The sequence below is a fragment of the Streptosporangium saharense genome, from assembly GCF_014203715.1.
GTDB classification, from domain to species: Bacteria; Actinomycetota; Actinomycetes; order Streptosporangiales; family Streptosporangiaceae; genus Streptosporangium; species Streptosporangium saharense.
Genome location: NZ_JACHJP010000003.1, coordinates 315,306 through 330,917 on the forward strand (window position 1 = coordinate 315,306; position 15,612 = coordinate 330,917).

Sequence of the window (15,612 nt, forward strand, 5' to 3'; positions counted from 1 at the left end):
GGATTCGTTCCGCGCCGGAAGGGCTGGGGGGTGCTTTCGGCACGGAACGGTCCCGTCTGTCGTTTGTGGAGTATCGAGGCGGCCCGCGGGAAATCTTCCCGCGGGCCGCCTCTCGTTGTGCGGGGGACGGCCGCTGTTAGCCGCTCCCGGGCCCCGGGTAGAACCGTCCTGGAGATCTGCCCCCTGAAGATCGAACGGACCAGGGGGGAGAACCCGGATGAGCATGATGCGCGCCGGACTGATGGCCGTGCTCGTGGGGACCGCGGCCGTGGGAGCCGTGCAGCACTCGAAGCCGGGACACGACAGATCGACGAGCTGGACGGTCAAGCGGCAGGGGCCGTCGGCGGGCAAGCACGCCGGAAGGTGGACCACCCGGCGGGCGAATCAGGGCAACGGGCGACGCGGCTGGCACTGGGGCCGGGGGAACAGGCGCTCGGCGGGCACCGAGTGGGCCGACAACTGGCGCTCCGGCTGGTCGAGACGCTCGGCGGACCGGAACACCCCGCGCACCGGAGGCGGGCGGGGTTTCTTCGGGGACGGCGTGTACGGCGGGCGTGACGGGCGGGCCTCCAGGAGGTGGACGTTCGAGCGCTCCGACGGCCGAGGCCGGGGCTACGGGCGGTCGGGTGGTCGTGGGGACGACCGCTTCTCGCGTGACGGCCGGTTCTGGAACGACAACCGGTCTCGGTACGGCGGGCGATCCTGGAACGACGACCGGTCCTGGAGTGGCGGGCGGTTCCGTGGACGCGGATACGAGCGGGGTGACGGGATGACGCGGGAGCGGCGTGCCGTACGGCCTCCGTGGGAGGGTTCGCGCCGGGCGCGGCAGAGGGAGCCCTGGACGGCCGGCTGACGTCGGCGCGCTGACTTCATGTGAATGGCCCGGGGGAGCGGCTGGAAGGCGCTCCCCCGGGCTTCGTCATGAGTAGGTTTCCCGTCGGACACATACGGCCGACACGCCGACGGTGGAGGATGATAGATCCTCCGCTTGGGGTGGGCTTTGCCGTACAGTCGACCAAAGTGATCTTGATGGGAGTGTTTGGCCGATGATGGGGCACACGCACGCGCTGACGGGGGCGGTGGCGTGGCTGGGAGTGGCGCCGACGCTGGCGGCCCTGCCGCTGCTCACCGAGTCTTCCAGGTTCATCGAGACCGGCGTCATGGTGCACGCGCTCAGTCCCGCGGAGTTCATCGCCGGGACGCTGATCTGCGCGGGGGCCGCGATGCTGCCGGACCTGGACCATCCGAGCGCGACGATCGCCCAGACCTTCGGCCCGATCACCTGGGGGCTGAGCAAGGCCGTCTCGTGGTTGAGCGGGGGGCACCGGCACGCGACCCACTCGCTGCTGTTCGCGATCGCCGTCGGGTTCGGGGCGCACTACCTGGCCAACACCTATCCGATCGGCAGGGACGTCCTCGTCGTGCTGCTCATCGGCCTGGCGCTGCGGGCCATCGGCATCGGCGTGCCGGGCAAGAAGGTCGCCTCCGCGATGGTCAACATCGGCCTGACCTTCGGGCTGTTCGCGGTCTTCCACAACGAGAACGTGGGATACGCCTGGCTGGGGGTGGCCGTCGCGGTCGGCTGCCTGGTGCACGTCGTGGGAGACTGCTGTACCGAACAGGGCTGTCCTGTGCTGTGGCCGATGCGTCAGCGCTGGCTGCTGCCCTGGAAGATAGGCATCAAGACGGGGCGGGCCTTCGAGCAGAAGTTTCTGGCCCCGGTGCTGTCCGTGGTCGTTCTCGGGCTGCTCTACTTCCGTCTCGTCCAGCTCTGACTTACCCATGGGTAACTTGATATCGAGATACATGCCCATATATCTTGATATCGAGACAACCGCTGCAACCTGTGGACGGTCTACCGGTTAGGCATACCTAACCGAATGAGGCGATCCGGCGGTGCGGCAGGATTCAGTTGCGCCCTTTTCGTGTGGGTGCTTCAGACAACACAGGGTGACATAGGGAGGCGAACCGTGTCCGCGAACAGCTTCGGCAGCCGTGACACGCTCCGCGTCGGAGACGCGGAATACGAGATCTACCGGCTGGACGCCGTCGAGGGGTCGGGGCGCCTCCCGTACAGCCTGAAGATCCTCTTGGAGAACCTGCTCCGCACCGAGGACGGCGCCAACATCACCGCCGACCACATCCAGGCTCTCGGCCAGTGGGACCCGAACGCCGCGCCCAGCGTGGAGATCCAGTTCACCCCGGCCCGTGTGATCATGCAGGACTTCACCGGTGTGCCCTGCGTCGTGGACCTGGCCACCATGCGCGAGGCCGTCCGCGACCTCGGTGGCGACGCCGCGAGGATCAACCCGCTGGCCCCCGCCGAGATGGTCATCGACCACTCCGTGATCGTCGACTTCTTCGGCGGCCCCGACTCCTTCCAGCGCAACGTGGACAGGGAGTACGAGCGCAACCGCGAGCGCTACCAGTTCCTGCGCTGGGGCCAGACGGCCTTCGACGAGTTCAAGGTCGTCCCGCCGGGCACCGGCATCGTGCACCAGGTGAACATCGAGCACCTCGCCCGCGTCGTGATGATCCGCGATGGCAAGGCCTACCCGGACACCTGCGTCGGCACCGACTCCCACACCACCATGGAGAACGGCATCGGCGTCCTGGGCTGGGGCGTCGGCGGCATCGAGGCCGAGGCCGCGATGCTCGGCCAGCCGATCTCCATGCTCATCCCGCGCGTGGTCGGCTTCAAGCTCACCGGCAAGCTCCCCGCGGGCGCCACCGCGACCGACCTGGTCCTCACGATCACCGAGATCCTGCGCAAGCACGGCGTCGTCGGCAAGTTCGTCGAGTTCTACGGCGAGGGCGTCTCCAGCGTGCCGCTGGCCAACCGCGCCACCATCGGCAACATGAGCCCCGAGTTCGGCTCGACCTGCGCCATCTTCCCGATCGACGGTGAGACGGTCAACTACCTGCGCCTCACCGGCCGCTCCGAGGAGCAGGTCGCGCTGGTCGAGGCCTACGCCAAGGCCCAGGGCCTGTGGCTCGACCCGTCCGCGCCCGAGCCCGTCTTCTCCGAGTACATCGAGCTCGACCTGGCCACGGTCGTCCCGTCGATCGCCGGTCCCAAGCGTCCGCAGGACCGCATCGCGCTGTCCGACGCCAAGCGGGCCTGGCGGGCGGCCGTCAAGGACTACGCGCCCAGCATCCAGGGGCCGGTCGACGAGGCCTCCGCCGAGTCCTTCCCCGCCTCCGACTCCCCGGCGGTCGGCCACGACGGCAACGGCGACAAGCCGCACGCCGCCGGGCTCAACGGCGACCGTCCGTACCGGCCCGTCCAGGTCACCCTGGCCGACGGCACGAGCTTCGAGATCGACCACGGCGTCGTCACGATCGCGGCCATCACCAGCTGCACCAACACCTCCAACCCGTACGTCATGATGGGCGCCGCCCTGCTGGCGAAGAACGCGGTGGACAAGGGTCTGACCCGCAAGCCGTGGGTGAAGACCTCCCTGGCCCCCGGTTCCCAGGTCGTGACCGGCTACTTCGAGCGCTCGGGGCTGCAGCCGTACCTCGACAAGATCGGGTTCAACCTGGTCGGCTACGGCTGCACCACCTGTATCGGCAACTCCGGTCCGCTGCAGGAGGAGATCTCCGCCGCCATCCAGGCCAACGACCTGGCGGTCACCGCGGTGCTGTCCGGCAACCGCAACTTCGAGGGGCGCATCAACCCCGACGTCAAGATGAACTACCTGGCCTCGCCGCCGCTGGTCGTCGCCTACGCCCTCGCGGGCACCATGGACATCGACCTGAACAACGAGCCGCTGGGCACCGGCCTCGACGGGAAGCCCGTCTTCCTCGCCGACATCTGGCCCTCGCCCGAGGAGGTCTCCGCGGTCGTGGCCTCCTCCATCGACCAGGACATGTTCCTGCGCGACTACGCCGACGTGTTCAAGGGCGACGAGACCTGGCAGTCGCTGCCGATCCCGACCGGTAACACCTTCGAGTGGGACCCGGCCTCGACCTACGTCCGCAAGGCCCCCTACTTCGACGGCATGCCGCAGGAGCCGGACCCCGTCAACGACATCACGGGCGCCAGGGTCCTGGCCAAGCTGGGCGACTCGGTCACCACCGACCACATCTCCCCGGCGGGCTCCATCAAGGTCGGCACCCCGGCCGCCGACTATCTCAAGGCCAACGGCGTCGAGGTCAAGGACTTCAACTCCTACGGCTCCCGCCGCGGCAACCACGAGGTGATGATCCGCGGCACCTTCGCCAACATCCGGCTGAAGAACCTGCTGCTCGACGGCGTCGAGGGCGGCTACACCCGCGACTTCACCGTCGAGGGCGGGCCGCAGTCCTTCATCTACGACGCCTCGGTCAACTACCAGGCCCTGGGCATCCCGCTCGTCGTCCTGGCGGGCAAGGAGTACGGCTCCGGCTCCTCGCGTGACTGGGCGGCCAAGGGCACCGCGCTGCTCGGCGTCCGCGCCGTCATCGCCGAGTCCTACGAGCGCATCCACCGCTCCAACCTCATCGGCATGGGCGTGCTGCCGCTGCAGTTCCCCGAGGGTGAGACGGTCGACTCGCTGGGCCTGACCGGTGAGGAGACCTTCGATTTCGTGGGGGTCGAGGAGCTCAACGGCGGCGGCATCCCGCGGACGGTGACGGTCAGGGCGGACGGCAAGGAGTTCCAGGCGGTCGTGCGCATCGACACGCCGGGAGAGGCCGACTACTACCGTCACGGCGGCATCATGCAGTACGTCCTGCGCTCCCTGCTGGCCAAGTAGGCACGTGTTCGAGCGGGCGAGACCTTCCGGGGTCTCGCCCGCTTCGGCGTTCTTGGGGACCGTTGTCCTTGGGAGCCCGTTCCCGGGGCCTTGGTTGTTCTTGAGGGCTTTTGTCCTGGGGGCCGTTGCCCTTTGGAGGCGTTCTTCGGGGGCAGTTCTTGGGGCCTTGGGGGTTCCCTAGGGTTGTTCTCGAGCGTTCTGATGGGCTGTTCATCAGGATGGGGAGTTGTCTCGAAGGCGGATCATCGGGACAATCTCCTCAACGGGGAAGGGGAGTACCCTCACGCTGCCTGGTCGTCAGTACGGCCTGCGCCCGGTCAGGCAGGGTCCGCGCGGACCAGGGGAGACCTTCCGGCTACGTCGACGTGGCTGGAAGGAGAGGCATGCGCGGCCTGTACATTCGGATGCTCATCGCGATGGTGCTGCTCGGCGCGGTCTACGCGATCCCGGTGACCGTCGCCCTGCTGGCCGGGGTCCCCTCGCCCGTCGTCGTCGGCCTGGCCGTACTGACCGTCGCATTGCAGTGGTTGGGCACCGAGCGGCTCGCCCGGCGGGTCGCGGGGACCAGGTTCGTCGACGCGGAGCGCGAACCCGAGCTGCACGCGGCGCTCGACCGGCTCTGCGCGCTCAGCGCCCTGCCCAAGCCTCGCGTCGCCGTCAGCCTCGACCCCGTCCCCAACGCCTTCACCGTCGGCCGCTCCCGCAGGCACACCACCCTGATCGTCACCAGCGGGCTGCTACGCGCCCTGGAACCCGACGAACTCACCGCGGCGCTCGCCCACGAACTCGCGCACATCCGCCACCGTGACGTCGCGGTGGCGACGCTGGCGGGCTCGTTCGCCATCGTGCTCGCCTGGGCGGGCCGCGGCCTCGGCGAACTTTTCGAGACGGGACTGCCCATCGTGGTCGCCGGCACCCTCATCGCCCTGGCCCAGCTTCCGCTACGCCCCCTCAGCCGCTACCGAGAACTGGCCGCCGACCGAGGCGCCGCCGTACAACTCGGCCACCCCGCCCTGCTCGCCTCCACCCTCGCGAAGGTCCACACGCCTCTCGACGCGGATCCGTACCCCCTCCGCCTCCCCGCCCTCGGCCTGGTGGCTCCTCACTCTTCACTGACCCGAAGAATGGACAACCTGAGGTCGCTGACCCGCGAATGATCGGACAGCACCGCGCAGGCCATAACTCCGTTCCTGAAGTCGGAGTCCATCACTGTACGAAGCCGTTGGAATGCGCTGGGGATTGTCGCTGAAACGTTTCCTGTTTTGCTGTTTGCGGATGGGCGAAATGTAGGTTGCATTTCGATGCTCAGGGGATTGGTCGCTACCCTGAGTGATCGTTTGTGTGAATTCTGAGCGCTTCTGTCGTCCTCTGGTTCTTCGCCTGTTTTTCCTCTCGTAGGCCTTGTTTTCCTCGATGATCTATGTCTATATTTTGATCGTTTGTGCTGATTTGTGCTCCAGGCGCTGATGCGGCCCCACTAGGGGTTTGGGGCTGGAGTGGTGCGTTGACTGAGCCTTTTTCATCTTGCTTCGCGGAGTTGAAGCGTGAGGATCGCTTTGACGAGTTGTCCTGCGCGAAGAGGGCAGCAGTGGAGCTTGCGCAGGATGCGCCAGGCCTTCAACTGCGCGTTCGCTCGCTCGCCGGGGCCACGAAGCCTGGCGTGGGCGGGGTTGGCGTCCTTCTGCGAGGTGGGCTTGTTCCTGCCCTTGTACGGCACGCGGACGTGTTCACCGGCACCGATGTAGCCCTTGTCGGCGAGGGTGATCAGACCGGTGGTCTTCAAGCGGTGCGGGATGCCCCAGATCCGGGCGGCCGTCAGGTCGTGTGCCGACCCCGGTAGCGAGCCGGAGGTCCACAGCAGGGTGCCGTCCGGTGCGGCCAGGACCTGGATGTTCGTCCCGTGGCGGCGGTGTTCGCCGGAGTAGTAGGACCGGTCGGCGGCCACTCGGTCGATCGGGATGAGGGTGCCGTCCAGGACGACAAAGGCGCATCCGGAGCGTTTGGCGGCCCGCAGGGGCTTGGTTCAAGGTCGGCGATCGACGGGCGAGCAGGGTGATCGCCTCACGGATGTGGCACCAGGCGGTGGCCACGCCGACTCCGAAACCGGCCGCGATCTCGGCGAGGGTCTCTCCTTCGCGCAGGTGAACGAGAACGAGCAGGGCTTGGCGTCCGGGGTCGAGACGGCGCCAGGGCGAACCGATCACCTGACGGTGGCGGCGGATGAGGCCAGATAGGTAGGACAGTATCTGATGTGACAATGACAGCGCGGCACGGTAGAACAACGACTCGGAACCTCTGGTGCATAGGTTGATCTTGGTCGACAACCCTTCTACTAGGGGCTTCTTTCTTTGTCGATCAGATGTCGCACTGCGCACCGCGCCCATGACCTGCGCCTTCAAGTTGAAAAAGGCTCAGTAAGTGCATGCCTATGCTGGACAATCTCGATGTTGGCTACTGATTATTCCGAATGGAATGCACGATGCTAGATATACTTAGACTCGGTGACTTTGACTGGGAAACCCTCCATCACGATCAAGGGAATGCGAGCGATCTCCCGGTGATATTTAGAGAATTTTTTTCGGCTTCCAGCGATGAGGGGGCAGCCAGAGCAGTCGGTTCCCTGGCGGAGAGGGTCTGCTACGCGGGCGAGGAGGTTGTCGAAGCTACCGCCCCTGCTGTGAGAGTCATGTGGCGAATTGCTGGCGTCGAGGATTTTGAATGGCGGCATTTCGCGATCCAGTTCGTAGACGCTGTTGCCGCCGTCGATGGCCTGTTTTATCGGAGGTTAGAGGGGGGCAAGATTATTGATTCCTGCCGGAAAGCCATTGAGGACGGGCTTCATATCCCCTGGTCCCTTATTAATGACTCAAATGTCAATCTCAGAGGGTCAAGTATAGAGATTCTGGGAGATGCCGCACCTTCCGATGCCATCGTTCCTTTTCTACTGAAGATTCTGCGCGAAGAGAGTGACCCGATACTGCGCGCCGATGCCTCCGCAGCGTTGGTTTCTTCTTTGATAAGGTCCGAAAGGGAGGGGGAGGCGGAAGAGGCGAGAAAATTCGCGGAAAGGTTTCTGCTGGAGGGCGACTCGTTGGTTCGGCTCAAGGTCGCTCAACTTCTTGCCGTGACTTGTCCGTCCTGGATTATCGAATCTGACTTGGATTCGATAATCAATTCCGCATATCGTGAAGTAGTAGAGACTGGCCTCTACAGGAGTGAATACGCTTAAAATGATCATTGTTGGCGAAGGGCAGCTCGCGCTGAAGCCTCAATCTCGGCGTTCCTGGCCACAATCACCAACCTCAACACCAGGCGGGCGTACGACATCGCGCTACGCGCCCTAGCCGCCAAATCCGGCGAACACGCCGTACTGACCGAATGGGAGGGCGAGGGCGGTGTTGACCGGCTAGCGTTCTGGTTCACGGCGCGATAACGCGACCTGGCGATGTGCCACCTTCGCTGAGGCGCGCCACGCTCACTGTCTTCTGCACCACTTCTTCTACTGGTGTCCTGTCTCGTTGAACTTGAGGTACGGGATGGCGCTGGGCTGCGGTGCCTCAGATTGGATGAGACGCGGGGAATCTGAGGCGTCTCATCGATCATGAGGCAGATCCTCCTTTCGATTCCGACTCCTGTCGGTTGAACCTGGCCAGGGGCATGCCGTCTCACGCATCTGAGGCATCCGACCGAATGCCTCACGATCGGTGCGACATGCCTTGGGTCCGATGAGACTGGACAACTGGGTCGGCGGTGATGGAGATGTGGGCGTGGCCGAGCAGCTCCTTGATCACGACTAGGCCCACGCCCTGGCCCGGCGAGGGCAGGGCACACGAATGTCGGATGTTATGGAAGGGAGTTGTACGCTTTCTCGCTGTCCTTCCAAAGGGCCCGGGAGGATCCGGCCCATCAGGACCTGGTGAAGTCCTTTGTCCAGGCCCAGCAAGACGATGCTTCCCGAAAAGAACGGCGTCAGGCGACCTTGGAGGCCGGGGCGGTGAAGGTGTTGCAGGCATCGGGGGAGTCGGCGGCGAAGCCTCGGCGGATCCAGTAGTTGATGTTGGCGTGTTTGCCGTGGGTGGAGTTGCCGATGGAGACCTTGATCATGTAGTTCAGGGCGCTTTTGCGGCGGCCCAGGGACATCCAGACGCTGCCGATGAAGGCGCCGCTGAGGCATTCGGCCTGGAGCTCTATCCTGCGGGTCGCGTCGAGCTTCGCCGCCTTGCTCCTGTACTTGCGGTTGAGATACGACGACATGATCCCGGTGAGCTGCTGCACGTGGTGGCCGTACTCGTGGGCGATCGTCGCGAACAGGAGCAGTTCCGTCTGCTTCGAGAGGATGCTCGGGTTGAGCAGGAAGGTGATCCGCTGGTTGTTCGGGCAGTAGACGGCCTGGGCGGTCTTGGGATATCTGCCGCAGCCGGTCTCCAGGTTCGTCCGAGTGGTCGTGACGAGCTTGGGCTTGGAGAAGGCGAAGTTCGCCTCGGTGAGATGGTTTCCCCAGCCGGTGTTCAGGCAGTCGAGCAGGAACTCCAGGTCAACGCGGGCGGCGTCGAGGTCGTCGGGCTGGGTCGGCTGCTCGTCACACGACTTGATCCTGAGCTGCCCGCTGTTGTAGATCCGGTTGCTCTTCGTGGGGTCCTTGCTCGCGGCGGCCTGCGCGAGGGTGCCCGCGTCGGCCGTACCGGCGAACAGGAGGCTCGCCAGCACACCGGAAATAAGGGGGATGGCGGGGATACGCATGTTCCCGAACCTTAATGGAGGTAAAGGGGGAGGGTAAAGCGAAATGCCCCGGGTGGGTATGGTCAACGGCGTGGAGGAAAGCAGTAACTATCGGACGTTGGGGCTGAAGGTGGTAGGGAAGGCGACCTGGGCCGACCAAGATTGACCGGGCGCCCCGGTGGGCTGCCGCGGCTGGAAGACAACCCGGGGACGACTTAGAGATGGCTGAAAGGCGAGATAAGGGACAACCGAAAAAATCCGAAAAAGAAGGATGAAAGACGAAAAATCCTGAAAGTGCCAGAAGAGCCCAAGAAAGGAGGTGCCCAAGGAAGAGCGTCAGGAGGACCGTGTTTGCGGGGGTGTTCAGCCCGGACGGGCACGCGTTCAGGAGGAAGTTGTTCAACAGGCCCGGCACGAAGGGGTTCAGCCCGCTCAGGAGACCCGGTTCGCCGGGGCCGTCCAGGTGTTGCAGGCCGAGGGGGAGCCTACGGTGAAGCCGCGCTGCATCCAGTAGGCCTGGCTGCGGCCCCTGCCGTGGTCGTTCCTGAGCCAGTTCTTGTGGCCGTTGACCGTGACCCACTCGATGATCGAGTCCCAGTCGGCCCGCTCAACGGCCAGGTCCGTGGAGACCTGCCGGAGGAAGGCGGAGCCCAGGCAGTCGGCCTGCAGCTCCAGGCGGCGGGAGAAGGCGAGCTTGGTCGAGGGCCCGGCGTTCCAGACGCTCCTGCCGTAGTAGTCCATGACGCCCATGAGCTTCTGCACATGGTGACCGTACTCGTGGGCCATGAACTGCGCGTGGTTGATCGGGTAGGGGTTGCGCAGCGCGTCGCGGAGGATGCCGATGTAGATCGTGCGGTTCGTCGAGCAGTAGAACCCCGCGGCCTTGGCCGGCCACCTGCCACACGGGCTGCTCACCCTGGTCGTGGTGGTGAAGCGCAGGGACGGCCGGGAGAAGGGGAGCCCGGCGGCGGTGAGCCGTGCCCGCCACATCCGGTCGAGGCAGCGGGTGATGCGGGTCATGAACTGCCGGTAGGAGGAGGCGCTTCCCTCCTGGATCCCTCCGGCGGCGCAGCGTGAGGGCGGCAGGGTGCCGCGCACCCGGTAGAGGGGGCTGGTCGTGGCGGCGGCACGCCCGACGGGCGGCTCACGCCGCGCACCACCCGGGGTGGGAGACGGAGAAGCGGCGGGGGAGTCGGCCGCCGGGGTGTCGAGGTTCGTGGTCGCCGAGGCGGCCGTGGCGGGGTTGGCGCCGGGGAAGGGGGCGAAGGGTGCGCACGCACTCACGGTGCCGACGATCACGAGCAGGAGGAGTGTCGTGATCGCGGTGATGAGTGATGGTTGTTGCCGGAAGGGGGGAGTGCGCATGGTGAGGCAAAGGGTATTGCAAGTGTGGATAAAACGTGCAGAATCACCGTCTCCGGGGGAGGTGTCCGCCATGCGAACTAGACTCGGCTCTGACGCTGACCGACAGAGGGGATGATTCCGTGAGTGAGCGGACCGGGCGGCCTGGCAGTCTGCTGGATTCGGTCAAGGGGCCACGGGACCTCAAGGCGCTGGGGGCGGACGAGTTGCCCCGGCTCGCCGCGGAGATCCGGGATCTACTGATCAGTTCGACGGCGCGCGGCGGCGGTCACCTGGGCCCCAACCTCGGTGTGGTCGAGCTGACGATCGCCCTGCACCGGGTCTTCGACTCCCCGCGTGACAACATCCTGTGGGACACCGGCCACCAGGCCTACGTCCACAAGATGCTCACGGGCAGGGCCGCCGACTTCGACAGGCTCCGCCAGGAGGGCGGCCTGTCCGGCTACCCCAGCCAGGCCGAGTCCGAGCACGACGTCATCGAGAACTCGCACGCCTCGACCGCGCTGTCCTACGCCGACGGCCTGGCCAAGGCCCACAAGCTGCGCAGGGAGCACGACCGCACGGTCGTCGCGGTGATCGGCGACGGGGCGCTCACCGGCGGCATGGCCTGGGAGGCGCTCAACAACATCGCGGCGCACAGGGACCTGCCGTTGATCATCGTGGTCAACGACAACGGCCGTTCCTACTCGCCGACCATCGGCGGCCTCGCCTCGCACCTGGCCTCGCTGCGCACCACCCAGCGCTACGAGGACATGCTGGAGTTCGTCAAGGACAACCTGGCGAAGGTGCCCGTGGTCGGTTCCCCGGTCTACGACGCGCTGCACGGCGTGAAGAAGGGCATCAAGGACGTCCTGGCCCCGCAGGTGATGTTCGAGGACCTCGGCCTGAAGTACATCGGCCTGGTCGACGGCCACGACGAGCAGGCCGTCGAGGCCGCGCTGCGCAGGGCCCGCGACTTCCGCCGCCCGGTCATCGTGCACGTCCTGACCAAGAAGGGCTTCGGCTACTCCTTCGCGGAGAACCACGACGAGGACTGCTTCCACTCGCCCAGCGCCTTCGACCCGCTGACCGGCGAGGAGAAGCCCAAGCCGCACGGCTGGACCAACGTCTTCAGCCAGGAGATCGTACGGCTCGCCGCCGAGCGCGAGGACCTCGTGGCCATCACCGCCGCGATGCTCGGCCCGGTCGGCCTGATCCCGTTCTCCGAGGCCTACCCCGAGCGCCTCTACGACGTCGGCATCGCCGAGCAGCACGCGCTGACCAGCGCGGCGGGCCTGGCCCTCGGCGGCCTGCACCCGGTCGTCGCGCTCTACTCGACCTTCCTCAACCGCGCCTTCGACCAGTTGCTCATGGACGTCGCCCTGCACCGCCTCCCGGTCACCGTCGTGCTCGACAGGGCGGGCGTGACCGGCGACGACGGCGCCAGCCACAACGGCATGTGGGACCTGTCGATCCTCCAGGTCATCCCCGGCCTGTCCATCGCGGTGCCGCGTGACGAGCCGCGGCTGCGCGAGCTGCTGGCCGAGGCGGTCGCGGTCGAGGACGGCCCGACCGTGGTCCGCTACCCCAAGGGGCCGGTGTCCACCGAGATCGAGGCGGTCGGACGGCTCGGCAGGATGGACGTGCTGCACGCCGGACGGCGCAGCGCCGACCACGACGTGCTGCTGGTCTGCGTCGGCCCGATGGCCGAGCTGGGGGTCGAGGCGGCCGCGCTGCTCGACGCCCAGGGCATCTCGGCGACCGTGGTCGATCCGCGCTGGGTCAAGCCGCTCGACGAGGAGGCGCTGGTCAAGGCCGCCTCGGCGCACAAGCTGGTCGTGGTCGTCGAGGACAACGGCCGGGTCGGCGGCGTCGGCGACGCGGTGGCCAGGGTGCTGCGCGACGCCGAGGTGGACGTCCCGGTGCGCACCCACGGCATCCCGCAGCGTTTCCTCGACCACGCGAAGCGGGCGAAGATCCTCGGCGACATCGGGCTGACCGCGCAGGACGTCGCCCGGCAGATCACCGAGACGGTCGCGCGGCGCTCTCCGGACCTGGAGAACCAGCCGGCCCGCTGACCTCCGCCGCCTCGGCGGCCGGTGACACGGCCGCCCTGGCGGCGCGGCTGCGCCGTACGATCACGAAGAGACCGACGGCCAGTACGGCGGCGCAGGCGGAGATCGGGACCAGCAGGTGCTGGTGCTCGCGGGCGAAGGTGCCCGCCACGGAGCCGAGCGTCAGGTAGGTCGTCACCCACAGGGCGCTGCCGGGGACCGCCCAGCGGATGAACCGCCCGTACGGCACGCCGAGGCTGCCCGCCAGGACCGGGGTCAGCCCGTTGACCAGCGGGAGGAAGTAGGAGGCGGCCAGGGCGGGGCCGCCGCCCTCGCTCGTGGCGATCCGCTCGGCCCGGTTCCAGCGGCGTTCGCCGATCCACCGGCCCGCCCTGCTGTGGCGCACGCGTGAGCCGTACCGGCGGCCGAGCAGCCAGCCACCGGTCGAGCCGAGGAAGCAGCCCACGACCCCGGCCAGCGCCGCGACGGCGATCTCGGCGGGGCCGGTCAGCGCGCTTCCCGCCACGAAGATCGCGGCGTCCCCGGGGACCACGGTCCCGACCAGCAGGGAGCCGTCCAGCGCGAGCAGTGCCAGCAGCGCCGTACCGACCAGAAATGGGTCCAGCTGGCCCAGCATGTCCAAGAGCATGACCCCATGCTTCCCCTGGACGGGCAGGGAGACATCCGGATTTTCCCCTAAAGAACCCCGAGTATCACCGTTCATCAACTGATCGGGTTGGGCATGACATGCCTCATAAAGGTTGGCGACTGTGGATGGTCAAGGAGGACCCCATGGGTGCGCGGCGTTCCAGAGGAGTGTTACGCGTCAAGTCGGTCGAGCAGTCGATCAGGGACACCGAGGCCCCCGAGCACCGGCTGCGCAAGGACCTCTCGGCGATCGACCTGACCGTGTTCGGCATCGGCGTCATCGTCGGCACCGGAATCTTCGTGCTCACCGGACGGGTCGCGAGAGACCTGGCCGGGCCCGCGGTCGCGCTGTCGTTCGTGGTGGCCGGGATCGTCTGCGCGCTGGCCGCGCTGTGCTACGCGGAGTTCGCCTCGACCGTGCCCGTCGCCGGGTCGGCCTACACCTTCTCCTTCGCCACGCTGGGGGAGTTCCCCGCCTGGATCATCGGCTGGGACCTGACGCTGGAGATGGCCCTGGCCGCCGCGGTCGTCGCGGTCGGCTGGTCGGGCTACCTGACGTCGTTGCTGACCTCCTTCGGGATACATCTGCCCGAGGCGATAGCGGGGGAGGGGGCGGCCTTCAACCTGCCCGCCGCGTTGATCGTGCTGATCCTCACCGCGGTCCTGGTCGCCGGGGTCAAACTGTCGTCCCGGGTGAACCTGATCATCGTCGCGATCAAGATAGCCGTGGTGCTGCTGGTGATCGTCGCGGGGCTGTTCTTCATCAACGGGGCGAACTACACGCCGTTCATCCCGCCCGCGCAGCAGACGCCCGCCGTCGAGGGGCTGGCGGCCCCGCTGATCCAGGTGCTGTTCGGCGTCACGCCGGTCGCGTTCGGGGTCTTCGGCGTCTTCGGCGCGGCGGCGATCGTGTTCTTCGCCTACATCGGCTTCGACATCGTGGCGACCGCCGCGGAGGAGACCCGCCGCCCGCAGCGCGACCTGCCGATCGGCATCATTGCCTCACTCGGCATCTGCACGGTCCTGTACGTCGCGGTCTCCCTGGTGGTCGTGGGCATGCAGCCGTACTCCAAGCTCAGTGAGGCCGCGCCGCTGGCGGACGCCTTCAAGGCGGTCGGGCAGACCTGGGCGGCCACGCTTATCAGCATCGGCGCGCTGGCCGGTCTCACCACCGTCGTGATGATCCTCATGCTGGGCCAGTCGCGGGTGCTGTTCGCGATGTCCCGGGACAACCTGCTGCCGAGGAGCCTGGCCAAGGTCCACCCGAGGTACGGCACCCCGGCCAGGATCACGATCATCATGGGCGTCGTCGTCGCGGTGCTGGCCGGGCTGGTGCCGCTGTCCACGATCGCCGAGCTGGTCAACATCGGTACGCTCTTCGCGTTCGTGGTCGTCTCGATCGCGGTGATCATCCTGCGCCGGACCCGTCCTGACCTGCCGCGTTCGTTCCGCACGCCGCTGGTCCCGCTGGTGCCGATCCTGTCGGTGCTGGCCTGCCTCTACCTGATGCTCAACCTGCCGGTGGAGACCTGGCTCAGGTTCGTGGTGTGGATGATCATCGGTGTCGTCATCTACGGCCTGTACGGCTACCGCCACAGCCGCGTCGCCCACCCGACCGAGACCGGAACCGGGGTGTAGCGGTCAGAAGGAGAACACCGGGCCGGTGAGGGCCGTCAGCTCGCACCGGTTGTCGTAGGTGTGCTCGAAACGCACGGCTCTGCCCTCCCACGTCCCCGAGGCGCTCACGGTGTGCGGCACCCGCTCCTCGTCGCAGATCATGTCGATGTCGTAGGTCATCCTCGTCAGGTCGCCCCCGAACCTCCCGAGCATGCCGCAGGCGGTGGCGAAGGAGGGACGGGAGTCGTCCCGGTCGCACCGCAGCAGGACGCTCCTGGCCGGACTGTCGCCGACCGACAGGCTGAGCGTGACCGCCGACTCGGAGACCGCTCCGGAGAGCGGGGAGGGCATGGTCGCGGCGGTGAGCGTCAGGACGGTGGCCACGATCTTGACGGTTCTCATGCCATCGGTCATTCCCGCCACCGGGCAAAGATCGGGACCGGATCGTCCCAAAGATCATCCGGCGGTGACCGCCCCCGGCGAGGGGACGGCCA

At 66.9% G+C, this 15,612-nt stretch carries 11 protein-coding genes and 1 pseudogene; 7 read left to right on the forward strand and 5 right to left on the reverse strand.

What is annotated here, in order from left to right:
- Positions 1 to 217: 217 nt before the first annotated feature.
- The 4 genes from FHS44_RS17410 to FHS44_RS17425 all read left to right on the forward strand — a co-directional run bounded on the left by FHS44_RS17410 (position 218) and on the right by FHS44_RS17425 (position 5,896).
- A complete protein-coding gene (locus FHS44_RS17410) occupies positions 218 to 853 on the forward strand; it encodes a hypothetical protein (RefSeq protein WP_184715857.1) in 636 nt (211 codons plus the stop codon).
- Positions 854 to 1,046: 193 nt separating this feature from the next.
- The gene (locus FHS44_RS17415; protein ID WP_184715859.1) at positions 1,047 to 1,775 is read left to right on the forward strand and encodes a metal-dependent hydrolase; all 729 of its coding nucleotides are present in this window, start codon (positions 1,047 to 1,049) and stop codon (positions 1,773 to 1,775) included.
- 195 nt (positions 1,776 to 1,970) lie between these two features.
- Positions 1,971 to 4,739, forward strand: coding sequence for an aconitate hydratase AcnA (acnA, locus tag FHS44_RS17420; protein WP_184715861.1), 2,769 nt, complete (start codon positions 1,971 to 1,973; stop codon positions 4,737 to 4,739).
- Between the two features lie 383 nt (positions 4,740 to 5,122).
- A complete protein-coding gene (locus tag FHS44_RS17425; protein WP_184715863.1) occupies positions 5,123 to 5,896 on the forward strand; it encodes a M48 family metalloprotease in 774 nt (257 codons plus the stop codon).
- A 362-nt stretch (positions 5,897 to 6,258) separates the two neighbouring features.
- Here FHS44_RS17425 and FHS44_RS17430 read toward each other — a convergent pair.
- A pseudogene (locus FHS44_RS17430) lies at positions 6,259 to 7,021 on the reverse strand (transposase family protein).
- 197 nt (positions 7,022 to 7,218) lie between these two features.
- Between FHS44_RS17430 and FHS44_RS17435 the strand changes: the two are divergent.
- Positions 7,219 to 7,968, forward strand: coding sequence for a hypothetical protein (locus tag FHS44_RS17435; protein WP_184715865.1), 750 nt, complete (start codon positions 7,219 to 7,221; stop codon positions 7,966 to 7,968).
- Between the two features lie 740 nt (positions 7,969 to 8,708).
- Here the strand turns inward: FHS44_RS17435 and FHS44_RS17440 are convergent.
- Positions 8,709 to 9,479 carry a neutral zinc metallopeptidase gene (locus FHS44_RS17440; protein ID WP_184715867.1) on the reverse strand — a complete coding sequence of 257 codons (771 nt, stop codon included), beginning with the start codon at positions 9,477 to 9,479 and terminating at the stop codon, positions 8,709 to 8,711.
- Between the two features lie 411 nt (positions 9,480 to 9,890).
- The gene (locus tag FHS44_RS17445; RefSeq protein ID WP_184715869.1) at positions 9,891 to 10,823 is read right to left on the reverse strand and encodes a neutral zinc metallopeptidase; all 933 of its coding nucleotides are present in this window, start codon (positions 10,821 to 10,823) and stop codon (positions 9,891 to 9,893) included.
- Between the two features lie 119 nt (positions 10,824 to 10,942).
- Between FHS44_RS17445 and dxs the strand changes: the two genes are divergently transcribed.
- On the forward strand, positions 10,943 to 12,877 hold the full coding sequence (gene dxs / locus FHS44_RS17450) for a 1-deoxy-D-xylulose-5-phosphate synthase (RefSeq protein WP_184715871.1): 1,935 nt from the start codon (positions 10,943 to 10,945) through the stop codon (positions 12,875 to 12,877).
- On the opposite strand, the gene FHS44_RS17455 is transcribed toward dxs, so the two are convergent.
- Positions 12,822 to 13,490: a DedA family protein gene (locus tag FHS44_RS17455; RefSeq protein WP_184715873.1), complete on the reverse strand. Its 669-nt coding sequence runs from the start codon at positions 13,488 to 13,490 to the stop codon at positions 12,822 to 12,824. The genes dxs and FHS44_RS17455 overlap by 56 nt on opposite strands.
- Before the next feature lie 155 nt (positions 13,491 to 13,645).
- Here FHS44_RS17455 and FHS44_RS17460 point away from each other — a divergent pair, with 155 nt between their 5' ends.
- Positions 13,646 to 15,139 (forward strand): amino acid permease, encoded by a 1,494-nt coding sequence (locus FHS44_RS17460; protein ID WP_184715875.1) that lies wholly within the window; start codon positions 13,646 to 13,648, stop codon positions 15,137 to 15,139.
- A gap of 3 nt (positions 15,140 to 15,142) precedes the next feature.
- Here the strand turns inward: FHS44_RS17460 and FHS44_RS17465 are convergent, their stop codons facing one another.
- Positions 15,143 to 15,520: an SSI family serine proteinase inhibitor gene (locus FHS44_RS17465; RefSeq protein WP_184715877.1), complete on the reverse strand. Its 378-nt coding sequence runs from the start codon at positions 15,518 to 15,520 to the stop codon at positions 15,143 to 15,145.
- Positions 15,521 to 15,612 lie beyond the last annotated feature (92 nt).

Bases quoted from the DNA above. Each gene is read 5' to 3' on its own strand.
- FHS44_RS17410 (WP_184715857.1), top strand. From the start codon at position 218: ATGAGCATGATGCGCGCCGGACTGATGGCCGTGCTCGTGGGGACCGCG.
- FHS44_RS17415 (WP_184715859.1), top strand. From the start codon at position 1,047: ATGATGGGGCACACGCACGCGCTGACGGGGGCGGTGGCGTGGCTGGGA.
- FHS44_RS17425 (WP_184715863.1), top strand. From the start codon at position 5,123: ATGCGCGGCCTGTACATTCGGATGCTCATCGCGATGGTGCTGCTCGGC.
- FHS44_RS17435 (WP_184715865.1), top strand. From the start codon at position 7,219: ATGCTAGATATACTTAGACTCGGTGACTTTGACTGGGAAACCCTCCAT.
- FHS44_RS17440 (WP_184715867.1), bottom strand. From the start codon at position 9,479: ATGCGTATCCCCGCCATCCCCCTTATTTCCGGTGTGCTGGCGAGCCTC.
- FHS44_RS17445 (WP_184715869.1), bottom strand. From the start codon at position 10,823: ATGCGCACTCCCCCCTTCCGGCAACAACCATCACTCATCACCGCGATC.
- FHS44_RS17455 (WP_184715873.1), bottom strand. From the start codon at position 13,490: ATGCTGGGCCAGCTGGACCCATTTCTGGTCGGTACGGCGCTGCTGGCA.
- FHS44_RS17460 (WP_184715875.1), top strand. From the start codon at position 13,646: ATGGGTGCGCGGCGTTCCAGAGGAGTGTTACGCGTCAAGTCGGTCGAG.
- FHS44_RS17465 (WP_184715877.1), bottom strand. From the start codon at position 15,520: ATGAGAACCGTCAAGATCGTGGCCACCGTCCTGACGCTCACCGCCGCG.